This window comes from Ruegeria sp. AL11, assembly GCF_056540865.1.
This window is the reverse complement of sequence record NZ_JBQFXO010000002.1, coordinates 152,832-170,878: the sequence shown is the minus strand read 5'-3', so window position 1 is coordinate 170,878 and position 18,047 is coordinate 152,832. Positions and strand designations below refer to the sequence as shown.

The following is an 18,047-nucleotide window of genomic DNA, read 5'->3' as shown; positions in this document are numbered from 1 at the left end:
TGTGTGAAACCCGAAGGGACGGATTTATGAAACCTGTTGAAATCTACACATCGCCTCTGTGCGGCTTCTGCCACGCGGCCAAGCGCCTGCTGAAGCAAAAGGGGGTCGAGTTCAAGGAAATCGATGTGCTGATGCACCCCAAGCGCAAGCCCGAGATGATAAAACGTGCCGGCGGCAAACGCACTGTGCCTCAGATATTCATCGGCCCCGATCACGTGGGCGGCTGTGATGACCTCTATGAGCTCGATCGTCAGGGCAAGCTGGACCGTCTTCTGGCGGCGTGATGAAGACTGCTCTGCTGCAAATCACCTCGTCGGACGATCCGGCTGCGAATCTGCAAATGGTGCGCGCCATGATGGCCGAGGCCGCCGAGCAGGGCGCGCAGTTCATCCTGACCCCCGAGGTCACGAATTGCGTGTCTAACAGCACCACCCGGCAGCGCGAGGTGTTGCAGCATGAGGAAGACGACACCACGCTGGCCGGTTTGCGGGCGCAGGCGGCCGAGCTGGGTGTGTGGCTGCTGATCGGCTCGTTGGGGATCAAGACCCATGATGCGGATGGCCGCTTTGCCAACCGGTGCTTCATGATCGACCCCAAAGGTCAGATCGTGGCGCGCTATGACAAAATCCACATGTTCGATGTGCAAGTGACCGAGACCGAGACTTTCCGCGAATCGGCCAATTACCGCCCCGGTGACAAGGCCGTCATCGCCGAGACGGAGTTCGGCAAGATCGGCCTGACCATCTGCTATGATATCCGATTTCCGCATCTGCATGCTGCGCTGGCGCAAGCCGGGGCGCGGATTTTGACGGTTCCGGCGGCGTTTTCGCCTGTCACAGGGGCCGCGCATTGGGAATCGCTATTGCGCGCCCGCGCGATTGAGACCGGCTGCTGGGTTCTGGCCCCCGCGCAAACCGGCACGCATTCCAAAACGCGGGGCAAAACCCGCCACACTCACGGTCACAGCATGGTCGTCGCCCCTTGGGGAGAGGTTCTGATCGACGCAGGGACCGATCCGGGCATTCACTTTTTCGAATTGAATGATAGTTCTGTGTCCGAGGCGCGCCGTCGCGTGCCCTCATTGACCCATGTGCGGGCTTTTGACGGCCCCTGAACCAGAACCGGACCATGACAGACGACACCAATGCCCTTGCGGTCACGCTTTTCAGCGAGATCCTGACCGCCGACCAGCTATTGCGCAACCGGCTGAGCCGGGTGCTGCCCAAGGGCATGGAAATCTCACACTTCTCGGTGCTGAACCATCTGGCCTATGCCGGAGGAGAACGGACGCCCGCGCAACTCGCCAGCACCTTCCATGTGACCCGAGGGGCGATGACCAACACTTTGGCCAAGCTGGAATGGGCCGGGTACATCCACATCCGCCCAGACTGGGACGACGCCCGCCGCAAGATGGTCGCGATCAGCCCCGCTGGCCGCCGCGCGCGCGATCAGGCGATTTCCTCGATTGCCCCGCTGATCAACCGCGTGGTTGGAGAGCTGGGGTTGGAGCGCGTCCGCAGCACGCTGCCCGTATTGAGGGATTTGCGGTTGCAGTTGGAGGGGGAGTAGCGGTGAGAAATGCTACTCTGCACCAGTGATGGATTCTTTAGGGCGCGAGAGGACCTTGCTCAAGTCTGCAGGTTCATATCTTCCGCGAATGGGGCAACCTTTAACTCTCAGAAGAGAATTTACGCCAAAATTCCGTCATAGGAATTCGCACGCTAGGCATATGACCATCGACAAAGGTTTCAACAGCATGATGACAATAGGCGCCTATACCAGCCCGGTTGTCGGAATCGGAGTTCCGGCGTTCTCTTTGATCGCAAGCATGAACACACCAATCGCAATGAGCGCAAAAAATATGCACGCTAAGCCCAACACGCTTCCTACAAGCGGATTTCGATCATAGAGCGGAAGGAACCACCCAATTGTCCAGTTGCTGATCGGTCGCATATTTGTGCTGAATCTACCCTGGTTTCACACTCGCCGTCACATAATTCACACTGAGGTCGCGGTCTGAGATCGACCAGCTCCACAGGATTGGATTGAACACGAACCCCTTGCGGTCAACTGGCTCCAGCCCGGCTTGGCGCAGCAGGTCGAAAAGCTCATCGGGGGTGATGAACTTGTTCCACTCATGTGTGCCGCGTGGCAGCCAGCGCATGACGACCTCGGCTCCGAAGATGGCCATGGCATAGGATTTCGGGTTGCGGTTGATGGTCGAGCAAATCTCGAGCCCGCCGGGTTTCAGCAATTGTTGCGTGGCGGTCAGGTAGCTAAGCGGGTCGGCGACGTGTTCGACCACTTCCATGTTCAGCACCACGTCGAATTGCTCTCCCGCGGCGGCCATGTCCTCGGCGGTGGTGTGGCGGTAGTCGATCTCAAGCCCGGATTGCTCGGCATGGATGCGCGCGACGGGCAGGTTGCCTGCAGCGGCGTCGGCCCCCACGACCTCGGCCCCAAGGCGAGCCATGGGCTCACTCAGTAGCCCTCCGCCGCAGCCGATATCCAGAAGGCGCAGGCCCTCGAACGGCATAGGCGCGGTCAGGTCGCGGTCAAACTCACCCGCAATTTGCTGTGTGATATAGTCCAGTCGGCACGGATTCAGCATGTGCAGAGGTTTGAATTTCCCATGCGGGTCCCACCATTCCGCTGCCATCGCCTCGAATTTAGCGATCTCGGATGGGTCGACCGTGTTCGGATGCGCTTGCATTCCTGTCTCCGTATGCTCTTTTACGTCTTAAGGACTATATAGGGCCATAATGGACAAGTACCCGGACCAAAAGCGCGCAGTGCAATATCTCTACCCGCCGATCGATCCTTTTGATCAGCGGTTGGTCAGTGTGGGCGATGGGCACCAGATTTATATGGAGCAAAGTGGCAATCCCGACGGGGTGCCGGTGGTTGTGCTGCATGGGGGGCCGGGCGGTGGCTGCAGCCCTGCGATGCGGCGGTACTTTGATCCACGTGTCTTCCGGGTGATTCTGTTTGATCAGCGCGGATGCGGGAAATCGCGGCCTCATGCTTCGGTCGAAGACAACACGACGTGGCATCTGGTTGAGGACATCGAGCGGCTGCGGTCGCTGTTGGATATTGACGAATGGACCGTGTTTGGCGGTAGCTGGGGCGCGACTCTGGCGTTGATCTATGCGCAGGCGCATCCGGATCGCGTCAGCCGTCTAGTCCTGCGCGGGGTTTTTCTTGCGACGCAGGCCGAGCTGGATTGGTTCTACGGCGGCGGCGCGGGCAAGTTCTGGCCCGAGCAGTGGGCAAAATTCACCGCCCTGCTGTCCGAGGAAGAGCTGTCGGACACGATTGCGGCCTACAACAAACGCCTATTCTCGGGCGACCGGGCGACCGAAGTCCTATATGGGCGCGCTTGGTCGGCGTGGGAGAACGCCCTGGCGTCGATCCATTCCAACGGATCGACCGGTGAAAGCCCCGGTGAATATGCGCGGGCCTTTGCGCGGCTCGAGAATCACTATTTCACCAACAGTGCCTTTCTACAGAAGGACGGGCAGATTCTGGATCAGATGGTTCGCATCGCGCATATCCCCGGACATATCGTGCAGGGGCGCTATGACATGATCTGCCCGCCTCAGGCGGCTTGGTCTTTGGCCGAGCGTTGGCCCAATGTAGAACTGAAGATGGTTCGCCATGCAGGCCACGCCCTGTCGGAACCCGGAATAAGTGCTGAGCTGGTCCGCATCATGGACCGTGTGGCCGAGGGGGCCGCATGACCCGGATGGACCGTCGTGCCCTGTTTGCCTCGGGTGCCGCCGCTGCGTTGCTGGCAGCCACGGGGGCGTCGCTGGCCGATACTCCGAAGAAAGGTGGCGCGCTGCGGCTGGCAGTTCCGCGCGATGGCAGTTTGGACCAGCTGGCCCGTGGGGCCGTGTTCGATACCCTGAGCGAGATCGCACCGGATGGCACATTGCGTGGGGAGTTGGCGACAGGGTGGCAGACCGAAGACAATGCGCGTGTCTGGCGGTTTGATCTGCGCCAAGACGTCTCGTTCCACGATGGAACGGCGCTGCACGCCGATGATGTTGTGGCCGTGCTGGCCGAACTTGGGCAGGCCGAAGCCCTGGCCGCTGATCTCGTGCGGCTGGAACTGGCCGAGGCCAATCCCGGTCTTCCTTTCCTGCTGGCTGATAGCCGTTTTGTCGTAACGCGCGATGGGCAGTCGGTTACGCCTTTGCATGCGGCCAACGGGACCGGATGCTACCGGGTCGAGCGGGCCGAGGATGGGCGTCATTTCCTGGGCCGCAAAGTTGCCGGGCACTACAAGGACGGGCAGGCCGGTTGGGTCGATACGGTCGAAATCATCGTGATCCCCGATGCGCGTGTTCGGGCCGAAGCTTTGCGCGACGGGTATGTGGACATTGCCGCCCTGCCCGAAAGGGGCGAACTTAAGTCCCAACGGGGGCTGCGCTACTACCCTAGCGAATCGGATATGGCGCTGGCTGTGGCGGCTCAGGTCGGGATGCCGCGGCAGATCGGCAAAGCGACGCTGGATGATGGTCGCATCGCTGAACGGTGGTGGTTGGCGTAAATCCGATCACGAATTGCGCCGGGGGTTGCAGACTCGGGAACTCCTGCGTATATGCAGTTGCAACAGCGGCGCGTTGGACTTCTGGTCCAAGGCTCCACCGGAAAATTCGACGGGCCGCGCGCCCGTTTTTTTGTGCCCGATCGAAGGGTAGAGAACCTGATGACAAACGACCTGATAGCCAAAGCGGCCATTGACCGGCGACTGGCCGAGATCATCACCCCCGTGATCGAGGATCTGGGGTATGAACTCGTCCGCGTCCGTTTGATGAGCGGCAAGCAAACCACGCTGCAGATCATGGCCGACAAGCCCGATGGCGGTATCGAAGTGGATGACTGCGCTGAGATTTCAAACGCCGTCAGCGCCACGCTGGATGTCGAGGACCCGATCCTTGACGCCTATACGCTAGAGGTCTCGAGCCCCGGTATTGACCGCCCTCTGACCCGTCTCAAGGACTTTGAGAATTTCGAAGGGTATGAGGCCAAGATCGAAACTGCCGAGCTGATCGACGGTCGCCGCCGATTCAAGGGTGAATTGGCCGGGATCGAAGGGGATGAGGTTCTGATCAACATCCCCGAGGGGTCTGAGACGATCACTATCGGTCTGCAATTCGACTGGCTGAGCGACGCCAAGCTGGTCCTGACCGATGACCTGATCAAGGAAATGCTGCGCCAGCGCAAAGACGCCGGTGCCCTGAACGAAAACGCTTTCGACGAGATTGAGACCGAAGGGTCCGAAGAGGAGACGAACTGATGGCAATCACCTCAGCCAACCAGCTGGAGCTGCTGCAGACCGCCGAGGCCGTGGCCCGCGAAAAGATGATCGACCCCGGTCTGGTTGTCGAAGCGATGGAAGAATCGCTCGCCCGTGCCGCCAAGAGCCGTTACGGCGCCGAAATGGACATCCGCGTGTCGATCGACCGCAAGACCGGCAAGGCGACCTTTACCCGCGTCCGCACCGTGGTCGAGGAAGAGGAACTGGAAAACTACCAGGCGGAGATGACCGTCGAGCAGGCGCGTCAGTACATGGAATCGCCTGAGGTTGGCGACGTGTTCGTTGAAGAGGTTCCGCCGGTTGAAATGGGCCGTATCGCGGCTCAGTCCGCCAAGCAGGTGATCCTGCAGAAGGTCCGCGAAGCCGAGCGTGACCGTCAGTACGAAGAATTCAAGGATCGTGCGGGCACTATCATCAACGGTGCGGTCAAGCGTGAAGAATTCGGCAACGTCATCGTCGATCTGGGCGGTGCCGAGGCCGTTCTGCGCCGCAATGACAAGATCGGCCGCGAAAGCTATCGCCCGAATGACCGTGTGCGTGCTTACATCAAAGAAGTTCGCCGCGAGGTTCGTGGCCACCAGATTTTCCTGTCGCGCACCGCGCCGGAATTCATGGCCGAGCTATTCAAAATGGAAGTGCCGGAAATCTATGACGGCATCATTGAGGTCAAGGCCGTGGCCCGTGACCCCGGCTCGCGCGCCAAGATTGCTGTGATCTCGTATGACGGCTCGATCGACCCCGTCGGTGCCTGCGTTGGTATGCGCGGTAGCCGCGTGCAGGCCGTTGTGAACGAGCTGCAGGGCGAAAAGATCGACATCATTCCGTGGAACGAAGATCAGCCGACTTTCCTGGTGAACGCGCTGCAGCCTGCCGAGGTTTCCAAGGTGGTTCTGGACGAAGAAGCAGGCAAGATCGAAGTTGTTGTTCCTGAAGAACAGCTGTCGCTCGCCATCGGTCGCCGAGGTCAGAACGTGCGTCTGGCCAGCCAGCTGACCAACCTGGACATCGACATCATGACCGAAGCCGAGGAGTCGGCGCGTCGTCAAAAAGAATTCGAAGCCCGCACCCAGCTGTTCATGGACAGCCTGGATTTGGACGAGTTCTTTGCGCAGCTGCTGGTTTCAGAAGGCTTCACCAACCTCGAAGAGGTTGCCTATGTTGAGCTGGACGAACTGCTGGTCATCGACGGCGTTGACGAAGGCACCGCGCAGGAACTGCAGGCCCGTGCCCGCGATTTCCTTGAGGCGCAGGCCAAAGCAGCATTGGATGCCGCGCGCGCTCTGGGTGCCGAGGACAGCCTTATTGAATTCGAAGGCCTGACACCCCAGATGGTAGAAGCGCTGGCCAAGGATGATGTGAAGACTTTGGAAGACTTCGCAACCTGTGCTGACTGGGAACTGGCCGGTGGCTGGACCACGGTCGATGGTGAGCGTATCAAGGATGACGGTGTGCTTGAGCCGTTCGGCGTAACGCTGGAAGAGGCGCAGGATCTGGTCATGACTGCTCGTATCATGTTGGGCTGGGTTGATCCGGCCGAGCTGGAGCAGGCAGAAGAAGACGTTGATGCCGAAGAGGAGGCCGAGGCCTGATCTCAGGGCCTCGGGTGGCTGAGATGGGTCGCGGTGGCGTCCATAAGGATCGGTCCGACGGACCTGAGCGCAAGTGCATCGCCACGGGCGAAGTTCAGCCCAAATACGGGTTGATCCGCTTTGTGTCGGGGCCGGATGGTCAGGTCTATCCCGATGTCGCGGCGAAATTGCCGGGTCGTGGGGTCTATGTGGCGGCAGATCGCGCAGCCTTGGACAAGGCGGTCAGCAAAAAGCTGTTCTCGCGCGGGTTCAAGTCGCAGGTTTCGGCCCAAGCGGACCTGGCCGATGAGGTCGAAAAACAAGTCGCGCGCCGTGTGGTTGAGCTTCTCAGCCTGGCGCGTAAGTCCGGCGATGCGGTCGCCGGATACGAAAAGGTCAAAACGTGGCTGGACCGGGAAGAGGCTCAGGTACTGATTCAGGCCAGCGATGGATCGGGGCGCGGCAAGTCGAAACTCAGCACGCCGCACTTCGGAAAATACATCGGATGGCTCACGGCGGACGAGTTAGGGGCGGCATTTGGGCGCCAAACCGTGATTCATGCGGCGCTGGCCTCTGGCGGACTCGCCAAACGTGTTGTAGAGGAAGCGCAGCGCCTGCGTGGCTTGCGCGAAACGGATGACGGCGGCAGGGGCCGCGCGGAAGGGTAAGAAGCTTTATGAGCGATAATGACGGCAAAAAGACATTGGGTCTTCGTGGCGGGGCACGCCCCGGAAATGTGAAACAGAGTTTCAGCCACGGACGCACCAAGAATGTCGTGGTGGAAACCAAACGCAAACGCGTGGTGGTCCCCAAGCCGGGTGCCGGAAAGCCGGGTGGCGGAGCAACGCCCTCGGGTGATCCGTCGCGCCGTCCTGCCGGGATCTCCGACGCGGAAATGGCCCGCCGGATGAAGGCATTGCAGGCCGCCAAAGCGCGCGAGGTCGAAGAGGCCGCCGCCCGTGAGGCAGCTGAAAAGGCGCGTGAAGAAGAACGCGCCCGTCGCCGTGCGGAACAAGAGGCCAAGGAACGCGAACAGCGTGAGGCCGAAGAGAAAGCCCGCGCCAAGGCCGAAGAAGAAGAGCGTAAGCGCCAAGAGGCGGAAGAAGCTGCCAAACGCGCTGCTGCCGCCCCGGCCCCGGAAGAGCCCAAAGCGGCCCGTAGCCCGGCCAGCAAGCCTGCGCCAGCAGCTGCTCCACGCAAGCAGGATCGTGAGCGTGAACAGCGTGGTCGTGGCAAAGGCCGTGACGACAACCGCCGTTCGGGCAAGCTGACACTGGGTCAGGCCACCGGTGGCGAAGGCAACCGCCAACGTTCGATGGCCGCGATGAAGCGTAAGCAAGAGCGTGCGCGTCAGAAAGCCATGGGCGGTTCGGTCGAACGCGAAAAGGTCATTCGTGACGTTCAGCTGCCCGAGGCCATCATGGTCTCTGAGCTTGCCAACCGTATGGCCGAGCGTGTGGCTGATGTTGTCAAATCGCTGATGCAGATGGGCATGATGGTCACTCAGAACCAGACCATCGACGCTGACACTGCGGAACTGATCATCGAAGAGTTTGGCCACAAGGTCACGCGTGTCTCCGATTCGGATGTTGAAGACGTCATCAAAGAGGTCGAAGACAGCGAAGATGATCTGCAGCCACGTCCGCCGGTCATCACCATCATGGGTCACGTTGACCACGGTAAAACCTCGCTGCTGGATGCAATCCGCGACGCGCGCGTTGTGGCAGGTGAGGCCGGTGGCATCACCCAGCATATCGGCGCCTATCAGGTGAAAACCGATGGCGGTACCACGCTGACCTTCCTGGATACTCCGGGCCACGCGGCGTTTACGTCGATGCGTTCGCGCGGTGCTCAGGTCACGGATATCGTGGTTCTGGTTGTTGCGGCTGATGACGCCGTGATGCCGCAGACGATCGAGGCGATCAACCACGCCAAAGCGGCCGGAGTGCCGATGATCGTGGCGATCAACAAGGTCGACAAGCCCGATGCAAACCCGGACAAGGTGCGGACCGATCTGCTGCAGCATGAAGTGATCGTCGAGAAAATGTCGGGTGAGGTTCAGGACGTCGAAGTCTCTGCCATCACCGGTCAGGGTCTGGATGAACTGCTGGAAGCCATCGCGCTGCAGGCCGAAATTCTGGAGCTGAAAGCCAACCCCGACCGCGCCGCCCAAGGTGCCGTGATCGAAGCGCAGCTGGATGTGGGTCGCGGCCCTGTGGCCACCGTTCTGGTTCAGAACGGCACGCTGCGTCAAGGCGATATCTTCGTTGTGGGTGAGCAATACGGTAAGGTCCGTGCGCTGATCAACGACAAGGGCGACCGCGTCAAGGAAGCCGGCCCCTCGGTTCCGGTTGAGGTTCTGGGTCTCAACGGTACGCCCGAGGCCGGTGACGTTCTGAACGTGACCGAGACCGAAGCGCAGGCGCGTGAGATTGCTGCCTACCGCGAGCAAGCCGCCAAGGACAAACGCGCCGCCGCCGGTGCCGCGACCACCCTTGAGCAGCTGATGCAGAAGGCCAAGGAAGACGAAAACGTCACCGAGCTGCCGATTCTGATGAAAGCGGACGTACAAGGTTCGGCCGAAGCCATCGTTCAGGCGATGGAAAAGATCGGCAACGACGAAGTGCGCGTGCGCGTTCTACACTCGGGCGTGGGTGCGATCACCGAGACGGATGTCGGTCTGGCAGAAGCCTCTGGTGCACCGATCTTCGGGTTCAACGTCCGTGCCAACGCATCGGCGCGGAACACTGCGAACCAGAAAGGTGTCGAGATCCGCTATTACTCGGTGATTTATGACCTCGTGGATGACGTGAAAGCGGCCGCTTCCGGCCTGCTGAGCGCAGAAATCCGCGAGAAGTTCATCGGTTACGCCGAGATCCGCGAAGTCTTCAAGGTCACTGGTGTGGGCAAAGTTGCTGGCTGTCTGGTCACCGAAGGCGTTGCCCGCCGCTCCGCAGGCGTCCGTCTGCTGCGCGACAACGTGGTGATCCACGAAGGCACGCTGAAGACGCTGAAGCGCTTCAAGGACGAAGTGGCCGAGGTTCAGTCGGGTCAGGAATGCGGTATGGCGTTCGAGAACTACGACGATATCCGCGCAGGCGACGTGATCGAAATCTTCGAGCGCGAAGAAGTCACCCGCACGCTGGATTAATCCGGTTCTGCAAGTAAGTTTGAAAACAGCGGCTCGACTTGGGCCGCTGTTTTTTTTGGCACATCGCGATCTACGTCTATTTTTTGGTTCAACGTGTTCCTCGTTACATTCAAGCTATGCAGGGGGCTGTAACAAGTTCGTATATGGACTTTCGAGGCCCGGTCTTGATTTACTGTTGGTCGGGAATGAACGGACCCGCAGCACTTAAGGGCCAAACGAAGAGACCTGCTTTTCTCGTTCGACAGGATTTGGAGATAGAATTGACGCGTATTTTTTTAGCACTTTGCTTTGTCATTACCCTGATCGCCGGGCCCGCATTGGCGCATGAGCGGTTCGCCCTCGTGATCGGAAACGCTGGGTACACAAGTGTCCCCGCCCTCGACAACCCTGTGAACGACGCGCGCTTGATGAGCGAAGAGCTGCGCGGTGCGGGATTTACGGTCACGACTCTGACGGATGCAAGCCGCGCTGAGATGGAGCAGGAGGTTGAAGCTTTTGCCAGCACCGTGCGTGCAGCGGGGTCCGAGGCCCTTGCAGTGTTCTATTTTGCCGGGCACGGCGTGCGCAGTGATGAGTTCAACTACCTTCTTCCGCTGGGTGTGAACATTCAGTCCGAGGCCGATATTGCGGACCAGGCTGTCCCGGCCGAGTGGGTTCTGGATCGCATTCACACGCCTCAGGCAGTCAGCGTCATGATTCTGGACGCTTGCCGCGACAATCCTTTTGGTAGTGAAACGGACGGTGCACTGGATGTCGGCGACGGGCTTGCGCGTATGACGGCTCGAACCAACAACCTGATCGCCTATGCCACCGGACCCGGCGACGTCGCTTTGGACGGGACCGGAGCCAACAGCCCCTACACAGCAGCCATTGCGCGTGCGATCGGAACCCGAGGTCTCACCCTTGAGCAGATGTTTGATAAGGTGCGCACGGATGTGATTGGCGAAACGGACGGAGTGCAATCCCCTTGGGCCCGGTCATCCCTGAACATACGGATTGGCATCAAGGACCCGAGTTTGAATTGACAGAGGCCAGCCCCGTGCATCGCGAAGGCTAGGACGTTCCCGACTGCTTTGAAGCTGTGAACGTCCCGGGATGCATGATGATGTCGAAATGCTGCATCCCCTTTTTCAGATCGAAGCTGACAGAGTGTCCGGCCTTTCGCAGGTGCTCGGCGTAGTCGCGGCTTTGGCGGATGAATTCCGGTGTGTCCCTCTCGGCCACGGTCACGTGGTAGCGCGGTCCGGGTAGTGGTACGTGACGTATGGGGGACAGGTCATTGACCTCAACCGGTGTCAGTTGCAGCGGGTCGTTGACCGAGGTCAGGCTGATCGGTTCCAGATCGTAGACCCCGCTGATCAGGATCACATCTCGCACCCGCAACCCGGCGCGGGCCAGAGCGTTCGCAGATTGCGCCATAACCATGCTAGCCAATTGCGCCCCGGCGCTGTGCCCTGACAAAGTTATTCTGCTGCGGTCAAACCCCAGCGACTCAGCCTGCGTCGCCAACCAGAGCAACGCATCACGGCACTCCTCGATCATGTCCGCGATGCGGGCATCAGGGGCCAGAGTGTAGTTCAGTGTCGCAAAAGCCTGACCCGCTTCAATCAGCGCCGGTGCCATCATGGCGGACTCGCGCTGGCTGAGGGCCTGCCAATAGCCGCCATGGATAAAGACATGCAGCGGCGCGCCTGCTCCGGCGGCTGGGAAGTAATCCAGAACCTGTGCCGGGCCTCCGCCATAGGTCAGATTTTCCTGAACCGTCAGACTGGCCCTCGCTTGCGCACTGAGGGCGCTATAGCTTGCAATGTAAGGCGTCAGATCACCGCCGATCATTGATCTCGGCGAATATTCCTGTTCCAGTTCAGCCTGTGAAAACCCGCGATACAGCATCAGTCCCCCGCATAGATCAGTTCTGTGCGCATATCATACAAATCGTGGAAGAAGCGCAATTCCAATGCTTTGCGTAAAAAGCCGACGCCGCTGGAGCCTCCTGTTCCCGGCTGCATCCCGATAACACGTTCAACGGCGGTTGCGTGATCGAACCGCCACCGTTGGAACAGGCATTCCACATCCATCAGCTTCTCTGCCAGCGCATAAAGCTCCCAGTGTTTTTCGGTGTCGCGAAAGACCTGAACCCAGATTTTCACCACCCGAGGATCGCCGGAGTAGGGCTGCGCATAGTCTCTCTCCAGCAGGTCCTGCGGCACGTCGAAGCCTTGGCGGGCCAGCATGTGCAGCACCTCGTCATAGAGAGACGGCTTGGTAAGGGCTGCGTTCAGTATCTCCATTACTTCGGGATCATGGGCGTGAACCTTCAGTGTCGAGGGGTCCTTGTTGCCCAGAATGAACTCAATCTGGCGGTAGCCATAGCTTTGGAACCCGGAGGAACTGCCCAAAGCGTTGCGGAAGGTCATGTAGTCGGCAGGCGTCATGGTCAGCAGAGTTTCCCAGGCCGCGATCAGCTGATGTTGGATGGCTTTGATGCGGTCGAGGTTTTTCATCGCCGGACCAAACTCGTCCTGTTGCAGGAAGCGGCGCACCTCGACCAGTTGGTGGTGCATCAGCTTCAGCCACAACTCGCTGACTTGATGGATGATGATAAACAACATCTCGTCGGGCTGGGCGGGGTCCTGAAATGTCTTCTGCAGGTTCAGCAGGGTCTTGAGTTGCAGAAAATCGCCATAGCTTTTGCGATGGGTTTCGGTGAAATCGGTGACCAGCGAGTCTTCGATCCCGCGTTCCAGATACCTGTCAGTGTCGCTCATTTGCTCCTCCAAACGCCTGAGGTTCCCCGATGTGTAAGGGGTCAGCCCGCGCAGCGCCAGAGGGTCAGGTCCAGTCGAGAACCACCTTGCCGGATTGGCCGGATTTCATAGCGGCAAACCCTTCGGCAAAATCGTCGACTTTCATCTGATGGGTGATCACGCGGCTGACATCCAGGCCGTTTTGCAGCATTGCGATCATCTTGTACCAGGTCTCGAACATCTCACGCCCGTAGACGCCCTTGATGGTGATGGCTTTGAACACGATGCGGGACCAATCGACTGGGGATTTGCCCGGCGGAATACCCAGCAGAGCGATCTTTCCGCCCATCACCAGCGCCTCGACCATCTGGTCCAGCGCGATTTGCGAGCCGGACATTTCCAGCCCCACATCGAAACCTTCCTTTAATCCCAGCTCGGCGATGACATCCTGCAGGTCCTCATTGGAGACGTCGACTGTGCGGACCGTTGGCACCACGTGTTCGGCCAGTTTCAGGCGGTCGGGGTTGATGTCAGTGATGACCACATTGCGGGCGCCGGCATGGCGGGCGACGGCAGCAGCCATGATGCCAATCGGTCCAGCGCCCGTGATCAGCACATCCTCGCCCAGCAGATCAAAGCTGAGCGCGGTGTGAACGGCGTTTCCCAGAGGGTCGAGAATGGCTCCGATTTCGTCTGGCACGTCGTCGGGCAGTGGGACGACGTTGAAGGCTGGTAGTTTAAGATATTGCGCAAACGCGCCTTGTTCGTTGACGCCTATTCCGCGCGTGCCGGGGTCGAGGTGGAACTTGCCCGCGCGGCTCTGACGGCTGTCCGTTCCGATCAGATGGCCCTCGCCCGAGCAGCGCTGCCCGATCTCAAGCCCGGTTACATTGCGGCCGATCTCAACGATCTCACCCGCGAATTCATGGCCGGTGATCATCGGAACGGGCACGGTTGCCGCCGCCCAGTCGTCCCAGTTCCAGATATGAATATCGGTCCCGCAGATGCCGGTCTTGTTGATCCGGATCAGTACCTCATCCGGGCCGATCTCGGGCACCGGTGCTTGGATCATCCACAGGCCTTCCTTGGGTTCGGATTTCTCCAGTGCTTTCATTGTATTGGGACGCATTACACTACTCCCATAAATCGGTGGACAGGTATTTCAGGCCGCTGTCACAAATGACGATCGCGACGCAGCCGCCACGCTCCGGGCCGCGCAGCAGATCGATCGCACCAGCAAGGTTCGCACCGGCTGAGTATCCGGCAAAGATCCCTTCGCTGCGCGCGAGCAGCCGGGCGCAGTCTCGGGCCGCGCTGCCTGACACCGAAAGGTGCCCAGCGAGGGAGACGCCGTTCATATGGGTCAGGTCAGCCATGGCATAGCCGCCGCCCTGTATCGGATGGTCGGGCGTGTCGACGACTTCACCAGCCAAGGCCCGTGCGCCTTCGGGTTCGATGGCGTAACACCGCACGCCATGCGGCGCGAAGAATGCCGCTGCTCCGGCCAAGGTGCCGCCTGAACCGGCGAAATCACAGAAGGCCGTGACCGCACCGCCAGACTGCTCCCAGATTTCCGGCCCGGTCCCTGTTGAATGCGCTATTGGGTTACCCGAATGACCGAACTGATCCGCGCGAAACGCGCCGCGTTCTGCTGTGACTTTCTGCGCCGCCTCATCTACCAGCGCCAGATCAGCGCCCGAAACCTCACCCGGTTTGCTGCCAGGGGCCTGAGGCACGATGATCACCTCAGCCCCCAACGCCCGCATCATGCGCGCGCGCTCGACCGAGTTTCCGGCGCTCATCACTGCGACAAAGGGATGGCCCATGATCCCGCAGACAATCGCCAGACCGGTTCCCATATTGCCCGAGGTCAGCTCGACCACAGTTTGGCTCGGTGTAAGCGTTCCGTCGGTGCGGGCCATTTCGATGATGGATTTGGCCGCGCGGTCTTTTTTCGAGAAGCCAGGCAACAGATAATCCAGCTTGGCCAGAATGCGACCGTCCAGCTGAAGCTGCTGGCAGATGCGCGACAAGTCCACCAAAGGGCTATCGCTGATGGCGTCGATGACAGAGGCAAGGGTCATTTGATGACTCCAAGCTCTTTGCCGACGTTCTCAAAAGCGGCAAGCGCCTGGTCAAGCTCCTGCCGTGTCAGTGCGGCGTTCATCTGGGTTCTGATCCGGGCCTGCCCGCGCGGGACCACAGGGAAGAAGAAGCCCGATACATAGACACCTTCATCAAACAACCGAGCCGCCATGTCCTGCGCCAATGTCGCATCGCCCAGCATGACGGGAATGATCGGGTGTTCACCGGGCAAAAGGTCAAAACCCAGCTTCTCCAGCCCCGCCCGCCAGTATTTGGCGTTGCCGAACAGTTGGGCGCGGAGCATGTCGCCTTGCTGGACCAGACGGATCGCCTCAATCCCGGCGGCGACGATGGAGGGCGGCAGCGAGTTCGAGAACAGATAGGGCCGCGCCCGCTGCCGCAGCAGGTCGATCACTGGCTGCGGCCCGGCGATATAACCGCCGATTGCCCCCCCAAGTGCTTTTCCCAAGGTTCCCGTCAGGATGTCGACATCGACACCGAAATGATCCGGCGTGCCCGCGCCGTTCGGTCCCATAAACCCGGTAGCGTGGCAATCATCGACCATGACGATGGCGTCATACTTATCGGCCAGCTCACGGATATTCGGCAGGTTGGCCAGATAGCCATCCATCGAGAACACGCCATCGGTCGCGATCATGATATGCCGCGCCCCATCCTCGCGCGCCTGTTTCAGCCAGGCCTCAAGGTCGTTCATGTCGTTGTTCAGATAGCGATAGCGCTTGGCCTTGCACAACCGTACCCCGTCGATGATCGAGGCGTGGTTCAGACTGTCCGAGATGATTGCGTCCTCGGGGCCGAGAAGGGGTTCGAACAGCCCCCCGTTCGCGTCGAAACAGGCGGCGAAGAGGATCGAATCATCCTTGTTCAGGAACTCAGCCAGCTTCTGTTCCAGCTCGCGGTGAATGTCCTGCGTGCCGCAGATAAATCGGACCGAGGCCATGCCGAACCCTTTGGGGGCCATTGCATCTGTGGCCGCTTCGATCAGCGCGGGATGGTCGGCCAGCCCCAGGTAGTTGTTGGCGCACAGGTTGATGACCTGTTTGTCGCCCACCGTGATTTCGCCGCCCTGAGGCGATGTAATCATGCGCTCGCGTTTATACAGACCTTCGGATTCGATCTGCGCGAGGGTGTCCGTGATATGGGACAGGAATGCATCTGCCATGGCGACCTCCGTTCATCTGAGTCGGATGTCTAACATAGCGGATACAATTCCCAAATAGGAGAATTACACTATACGGGAAAAATTTCCGTGAAGGCGGAATTTAGGCGTTTTTGACGATCAGAAAGACCCGCGCGGGGCCTTTCGAAGCAATGGAATGGGTCACATCAGCTGCATATCGGGCGGTGTCGCCCTGTTGCATCTCAGACATCGCAGTGCCCGAGGTGACGCGCACCGCACCTTCCAAAACCGTCAACTGTTCGCGTGTGCCGCGGGCATGCGGCTGACTGTTCAGTGTGCCGTCGTGGTCAAAGCGGATGTCGTAGACCTCGTGTCCTCCGGCCTCTTCCGGGGGCGACAGGATACGGATGCGGCAGTTCGTGCCCATGTTGTCGATGCTGGGCACTTCGGCCTGACGCAGAACCTCGATCTGGTCCGAGGTCTTGGTCTCTTCCAGCAGCCCTGCGAAATCCACCTGTAAGGCCCGCGTCAGGTTCCACAGGGTCGAGATGGTCGGGCTGCTTTCGCCCCGTTCTATCTGACTGACCATGGAACGAGATACGCCGCTAAGATTGGCAACAGCTTCCAGCGACAGGCCCTTGGCGCGACGCGCCTCTTTCAGGCGGGCGGGCAAAAGGGTCAGGATATCGTCTGTGTTTTCCGTCATGACGGAATCTAGTGCGCTTTTCACGGTGGGTTGTCAATTCTGCTTGTGACGGTACGTCGTATAGGACAACGCGCCAACTGGGCGTAATAGTGCCGCCAAATCCAAGAGGAGTAGAGACATGAAAGATATCGTCATTCTGGATGGGGCCCGTACGGCTGTTGGAACGTTTGGGGGTGCCCTGGCCTCGACCGCACCGATTGATCTGGCGACCGTTGTAACCGAAGCCGCTATGGAGAAGTCGGGCGTCGAAGGCGGCCAGATTGGCAATGTTGTGTTTGGCCATGTGATCAACACCGAACCGCGCGACATGTATCTGTCGCGTGCGGCGGCCAAACAGGCAGGTATCCCGGTCGAAACCCCCGCGATGAACGTGAACCGTCTGTGCGGTTCAGGGGCGCAGGCGATTGTGTCGGCGGTACAGTCGCTGATGCTGGGTGATGCCGAATTTGCTGTGGCTGGTGGGGCTGAGAGCATGTCGCGGAGCCCCTATATCCTGCAGCAGGCGCGCTGGGGTGCCAAGATGGGCGATATCAAATCGCTCGACATGATGCTGGGTGCGCTGAACTGCCCCTTTGGCACCGGCCATATGGGTGTGACGGCTGAGAACGTCGCCGATGAGCATCAGGTCACACGCGAGCAGATGGATGAGTTTGCTCTAACCAGCCAGACCCGTGCCGCGGCGGCCATTGAGGCAGGATTTTTCCAGAGCCAGATCGCGCCAGTTCAGGTCAAGGTTAAGCGCGACATGGTTGATTTCATGGTCGATGAGCATCCCAAAGCGACCTCGATTGAGGCGCTGGCAGGTCTGCGTCCGGCGTTTAAGAAGGATGGTAGGGTAACGGCGGGTAACGCCTCTGGCATCAATGACGGTGCGGCGGCGATGGTTCTTGCCACGGCAGAAGCGGCCGAGAAAGCTGGTCTGAAGCCGAAAGCGCGAATTCTGGGTTACGGCCACGCTGGTGTCCGCCCCGAAGTGATGGGCATTGGTCCGGTGCCTGCGGTTCAGAACCTGCTGGCGCGCACTGGTCTGTCGGTTGAGGATTTCGACGTGATTGAAAGCAACGAAGCCTTTGCTTCGCAGGCTCTGGCCGTGAATAAAGAGCTGGGTTTGGATGCCGCCAAGGTAAACCCGAACGGTGGTGCGATTGCGCTGGGCCACCCCGTTGGTGCAACCGGAGCGATCATCACGTTGAAGGCTTTGTATGAGCTGGAACGCACCGGCGGCTCTAAAGGTCTGGTGACCATGTGCATCGGCGGCGGTCAGGGGATCGCCATTGCCTTTGAGCTTCTCTGATTGCAGATGTTGGTGGGGGGCTGTCTGCC

The 18,047-nt window shown here is 59.9% G+C and carries 18 protein-coding genes; 11 read left to right on the top strand and 7 right to left on the bottom strand.

Annotation, left to right across the window (positions count from 1 at the left end; translation table 11 throughout):
• Positions 1 to 26 precede the first annotated feature (26 nt).
• Genes grxC through ACR0IP_RS04480 form a run of 3 tightly spaced genes read left to right on the top strand, consistent with a single transcriptional unit; the run spans position 27 to position 1,569 of the window.
• A complete protein-coding gene (gene grxC / locus ACR0IP_RS04490; protein WP_170379965.1) occupies positions 27 to 284 on the top strand; it encodes a glutaredoxin 3 in 258 nt (85 codons plus the stop codon).
• The gene (locus ACR0IP_RS04485) at positions 284 to 1,114 is read left to right on the top strand and encodes a carbon-nitrogen hydrolase family protein (RefSeq protein ID WP_170379966.1); all 831 of its coding nucleotides are present in this window, start codon (positions 284 to 286) and stop codon (positions 1,112 to 1,114) included. The genes grxC and ACR0IP_RS04485 overlap by 1 nt, the downstream gene beginning before the upstream one ends.
• Positions 1,115 to 1,128: 14 nt before the next feature.
• A complete protein-coding gene (locus ACR0IP_RS04480) occupies positions 1,129 to 1,569 on the top strand; it encodes a MarR family winged helix-turn-helix transcriptional regulator (protein ID WP_170379967.1) in 441 nt (146 codons plus the stop codon).
• 397 nt (positions 1,570 to 1,966) lie between these two features.
• On the opposite strand, the gene ubiG is transcribed toward ACR0IP_RS04480, so the two are convergent.
• Positions 1,967 to 2,713 carry a bifunctional 2-polyprenyl-6-hydroxyphenol methylase/3-demethylubiquinol 3-O-methyltransferase UbiG gene (ubiG, locus tag ACR0IP_RS04475; RefSeq protein WP_170689404.1) on the bottom strand — a complete coding sequence of 249 codons (747 nt, stop codon included), beginning with the start codon at positions 2,711 to 2,713 and terminating at the stop codon, positions 1,967 to 1,969.
• Between the two features lie 49 nt (positions 2,714 to 2,762).
• Between ubiG and pip the strand changes: the two genes are divergently transcribed.
• The 7 genes from pip (at position 2,763) to ACR0IP_RS04440 (ending at position 11,070) form a co-directional block, all read left to right on the top strand.
• Positions 2,763 to 3,740: a prolyl aminopeptidase gene (gene pip, locus ACR0IP_RS04470; protein WP_170550297.1), complete on the top strand. Its 978-nt coding sequence runs from the start codon at positions 2,763 to 2,765 to the stop codon at positions 3,738 to 3,740.
• The gene (locus ACR0IP_RS04465) at positions 3,737 to 4,555 is read left to right on the top strand and encodes an ABC transporter substrate-binding protein (protein WP_170764914.1); all 819 of its coding nucleotides are present in this window, start codon (positions 3,737 to 3,739) and stop codon (positions 4,553 to 4,555) included. Before pip ends, ACR0IP_RS04465 begins: the two co-directional genes overlap by 4 nt.
• A gap of 159 nt (positions 4,556 to 4,714) precedes the next feature.
• A complete protein-coding gene (gene rimP, locus ACR0IP_RS04460) occupies positions 4,715 to 5,305 on the top strand; it encodes a ribosome maturation factor RimP (RefSeq protein ID WP_170379971.1) in 591 nt (196 codons plus the stop codon).
• Positions 5,305 to 6,915 carry a transcription termination factor NusA gene (gene nusA / locus ACR0IP_RS04455; protein WP_170379972.1) on the top strand — a complete coding sequence of 537 codons (1,611 nt, stop codon included), beginning with the start codon at positions 5,305 to 5,307 and terminating at the stop codon, positions 6,913 to 6,915. Before rimP ends, nusA begins: the two co-directional genes overlap by 1 nt.
• Positions 6,916 to 6,938: 23 nt before the next feature.
• On the top strand, positions 6,939 to 7,562 hold the full coding sequence (locus tag ACR0IP_RS04450) for an RNA-binding protein (protein WP_170380130.1): 624 nt from the start codon (positions 6,939 to 6,941) through the stop codon (positions 7,560 to 7,562).
• 8 nt (positions 7,563 to 7,570) lie between these two features.
• Positions 7,571 to 10,045 carry a translation initiation factor IF-2 gene (gene infB, locus ACR0IP_RS04445; protein WP_170379973.1) on the top strand — a complete coding sequence of 825 codons (2,475 nt, stop codon included), beginning with the start codon at positions 7,571 to 7,573 and terminating at the stop codon, positions 10,043 to 10,045.
• A gap of 260 nt (positions 10,046 to 10,305) precedes the next feature.
• Positions 10,306 to 11,070, top strand: coding sequence for a caspase family protein (locus ACR0IP_RS04440; protein ID WP_480524067.1), 765 nt, complete (start codon positions 10,306 to 10,308; stop codon positions 11,068 to 11,070).
• Positions 11,071 to 11,098: 28 nt separating this feature from the next.
• Here ACR0IP_RS04440 and ACR0IP_RS04435 read toward each other — a convergent pair whose 3' ends face one another.
• The 6 genes from ACR0IP_RS04435 to ACR0IP_RS04410 form a co-directional block, all read right to left on the bottom strand.
• Positions 11,099 to 11,938 carry an alpha/beta hydrolase gene (locus tag ACR0IP_RS04435; protein ID WP_480524065.1) on the bottom strand — a complete coding sequence of 280 codons (840 nt, stop codon included), beginning with the start codon at positions 11,936 to 11,938 and terminating at the stop codon, positions 11,099 to 11,101.
• Complete coding sequence (locus ACR0IP_RS04430) at positions 11,938 to 12,813, bottom strand: tryptophan 2,3-dioxygenase (RefSeq protein WP_170689398.1); 876 nt, start codon at positions 12,811 to 12,813, stop codon at positions 11,938 to 11,940. The genes ACR0IP_RS04435 and ACR0IP_RS04430 overlap by 1 nt, the downstream gene beginning before the upstream one ends.
• Positions 12,814 to 12,877: 64 nt before the next feature.
• On the bottom strand, positions 12,878 to 13,906 hold the full coding sequence (tdh, locus tag ACR0IP_RS04425; protein WP_170689641.1) for an L-threonine 3-dehydrogenase: 1,029 nt from the start codon (positions 13,904 to 13,906) through the stop codon (positions 12,878 to 12,880).
• A 19-nt stretch (positions 13,907 to 13,925) separates the two neighbouring features.
• Positions 13,926 to 14,876, bottom strand: a complete 951-nt coding sequence (locus tag ACR0IP_RS04420; protein ID WP_480524063.1) for a PLP-dependent cysteine synthase family protein — start codon at positions 14,874 to 14,876, stop codon at positions 13,926 to 13,928.
• Positions 14,873 to 16,060, bottom strand: coding sequence for a glycine C-acetyltransferase (locus ACR0IP_RS04415; protein WP_480524061.1), 1,188 nt, complete (start codon positions 16,058 to 16,060; stop codon positions 14,873 to 14,875). Before ACR0IP_RS04415 ends, ACR0IP_RS04420 begins: the two co-directional genes overlap by 4 nt.
• 100 nt (positions 16,061 to 16,160) lie before the next feature.
• Complete coding sequence (locus ACR0IP_RS04410) at positions 16,161 to 16,724, bottom strand: XRE family transcriptional regulator (RefSeq protein WP_170379979.1); 564 nt, start codon at positions 16,722 to 16,724, stop codon at positions 16,161 to 16,163.
• A 118-nt stretch (positions 16,725 to 16,842) separates the two neighbouring features.
• On the opposite strand from ACR0IP_RS04410, the gene ACR0IP_RS04405 reads away from it, so the two are divergent.
• The gene (locus ACR0IP_RS04405; protein WP_170379980.1) at positions 16,843 to 18,018 is read left to right on the top strand and encodes an acetyl-CoA C-acyltransferase family protein; all 1,176 of its coding nucleotides are present in this window, start codon (positions 16,843 to 16,845) and stop codon (positions 18,016 to 18,018) included.
• Positions 18,019 to 18,047 lie beyond the last annotated feature (29 nt).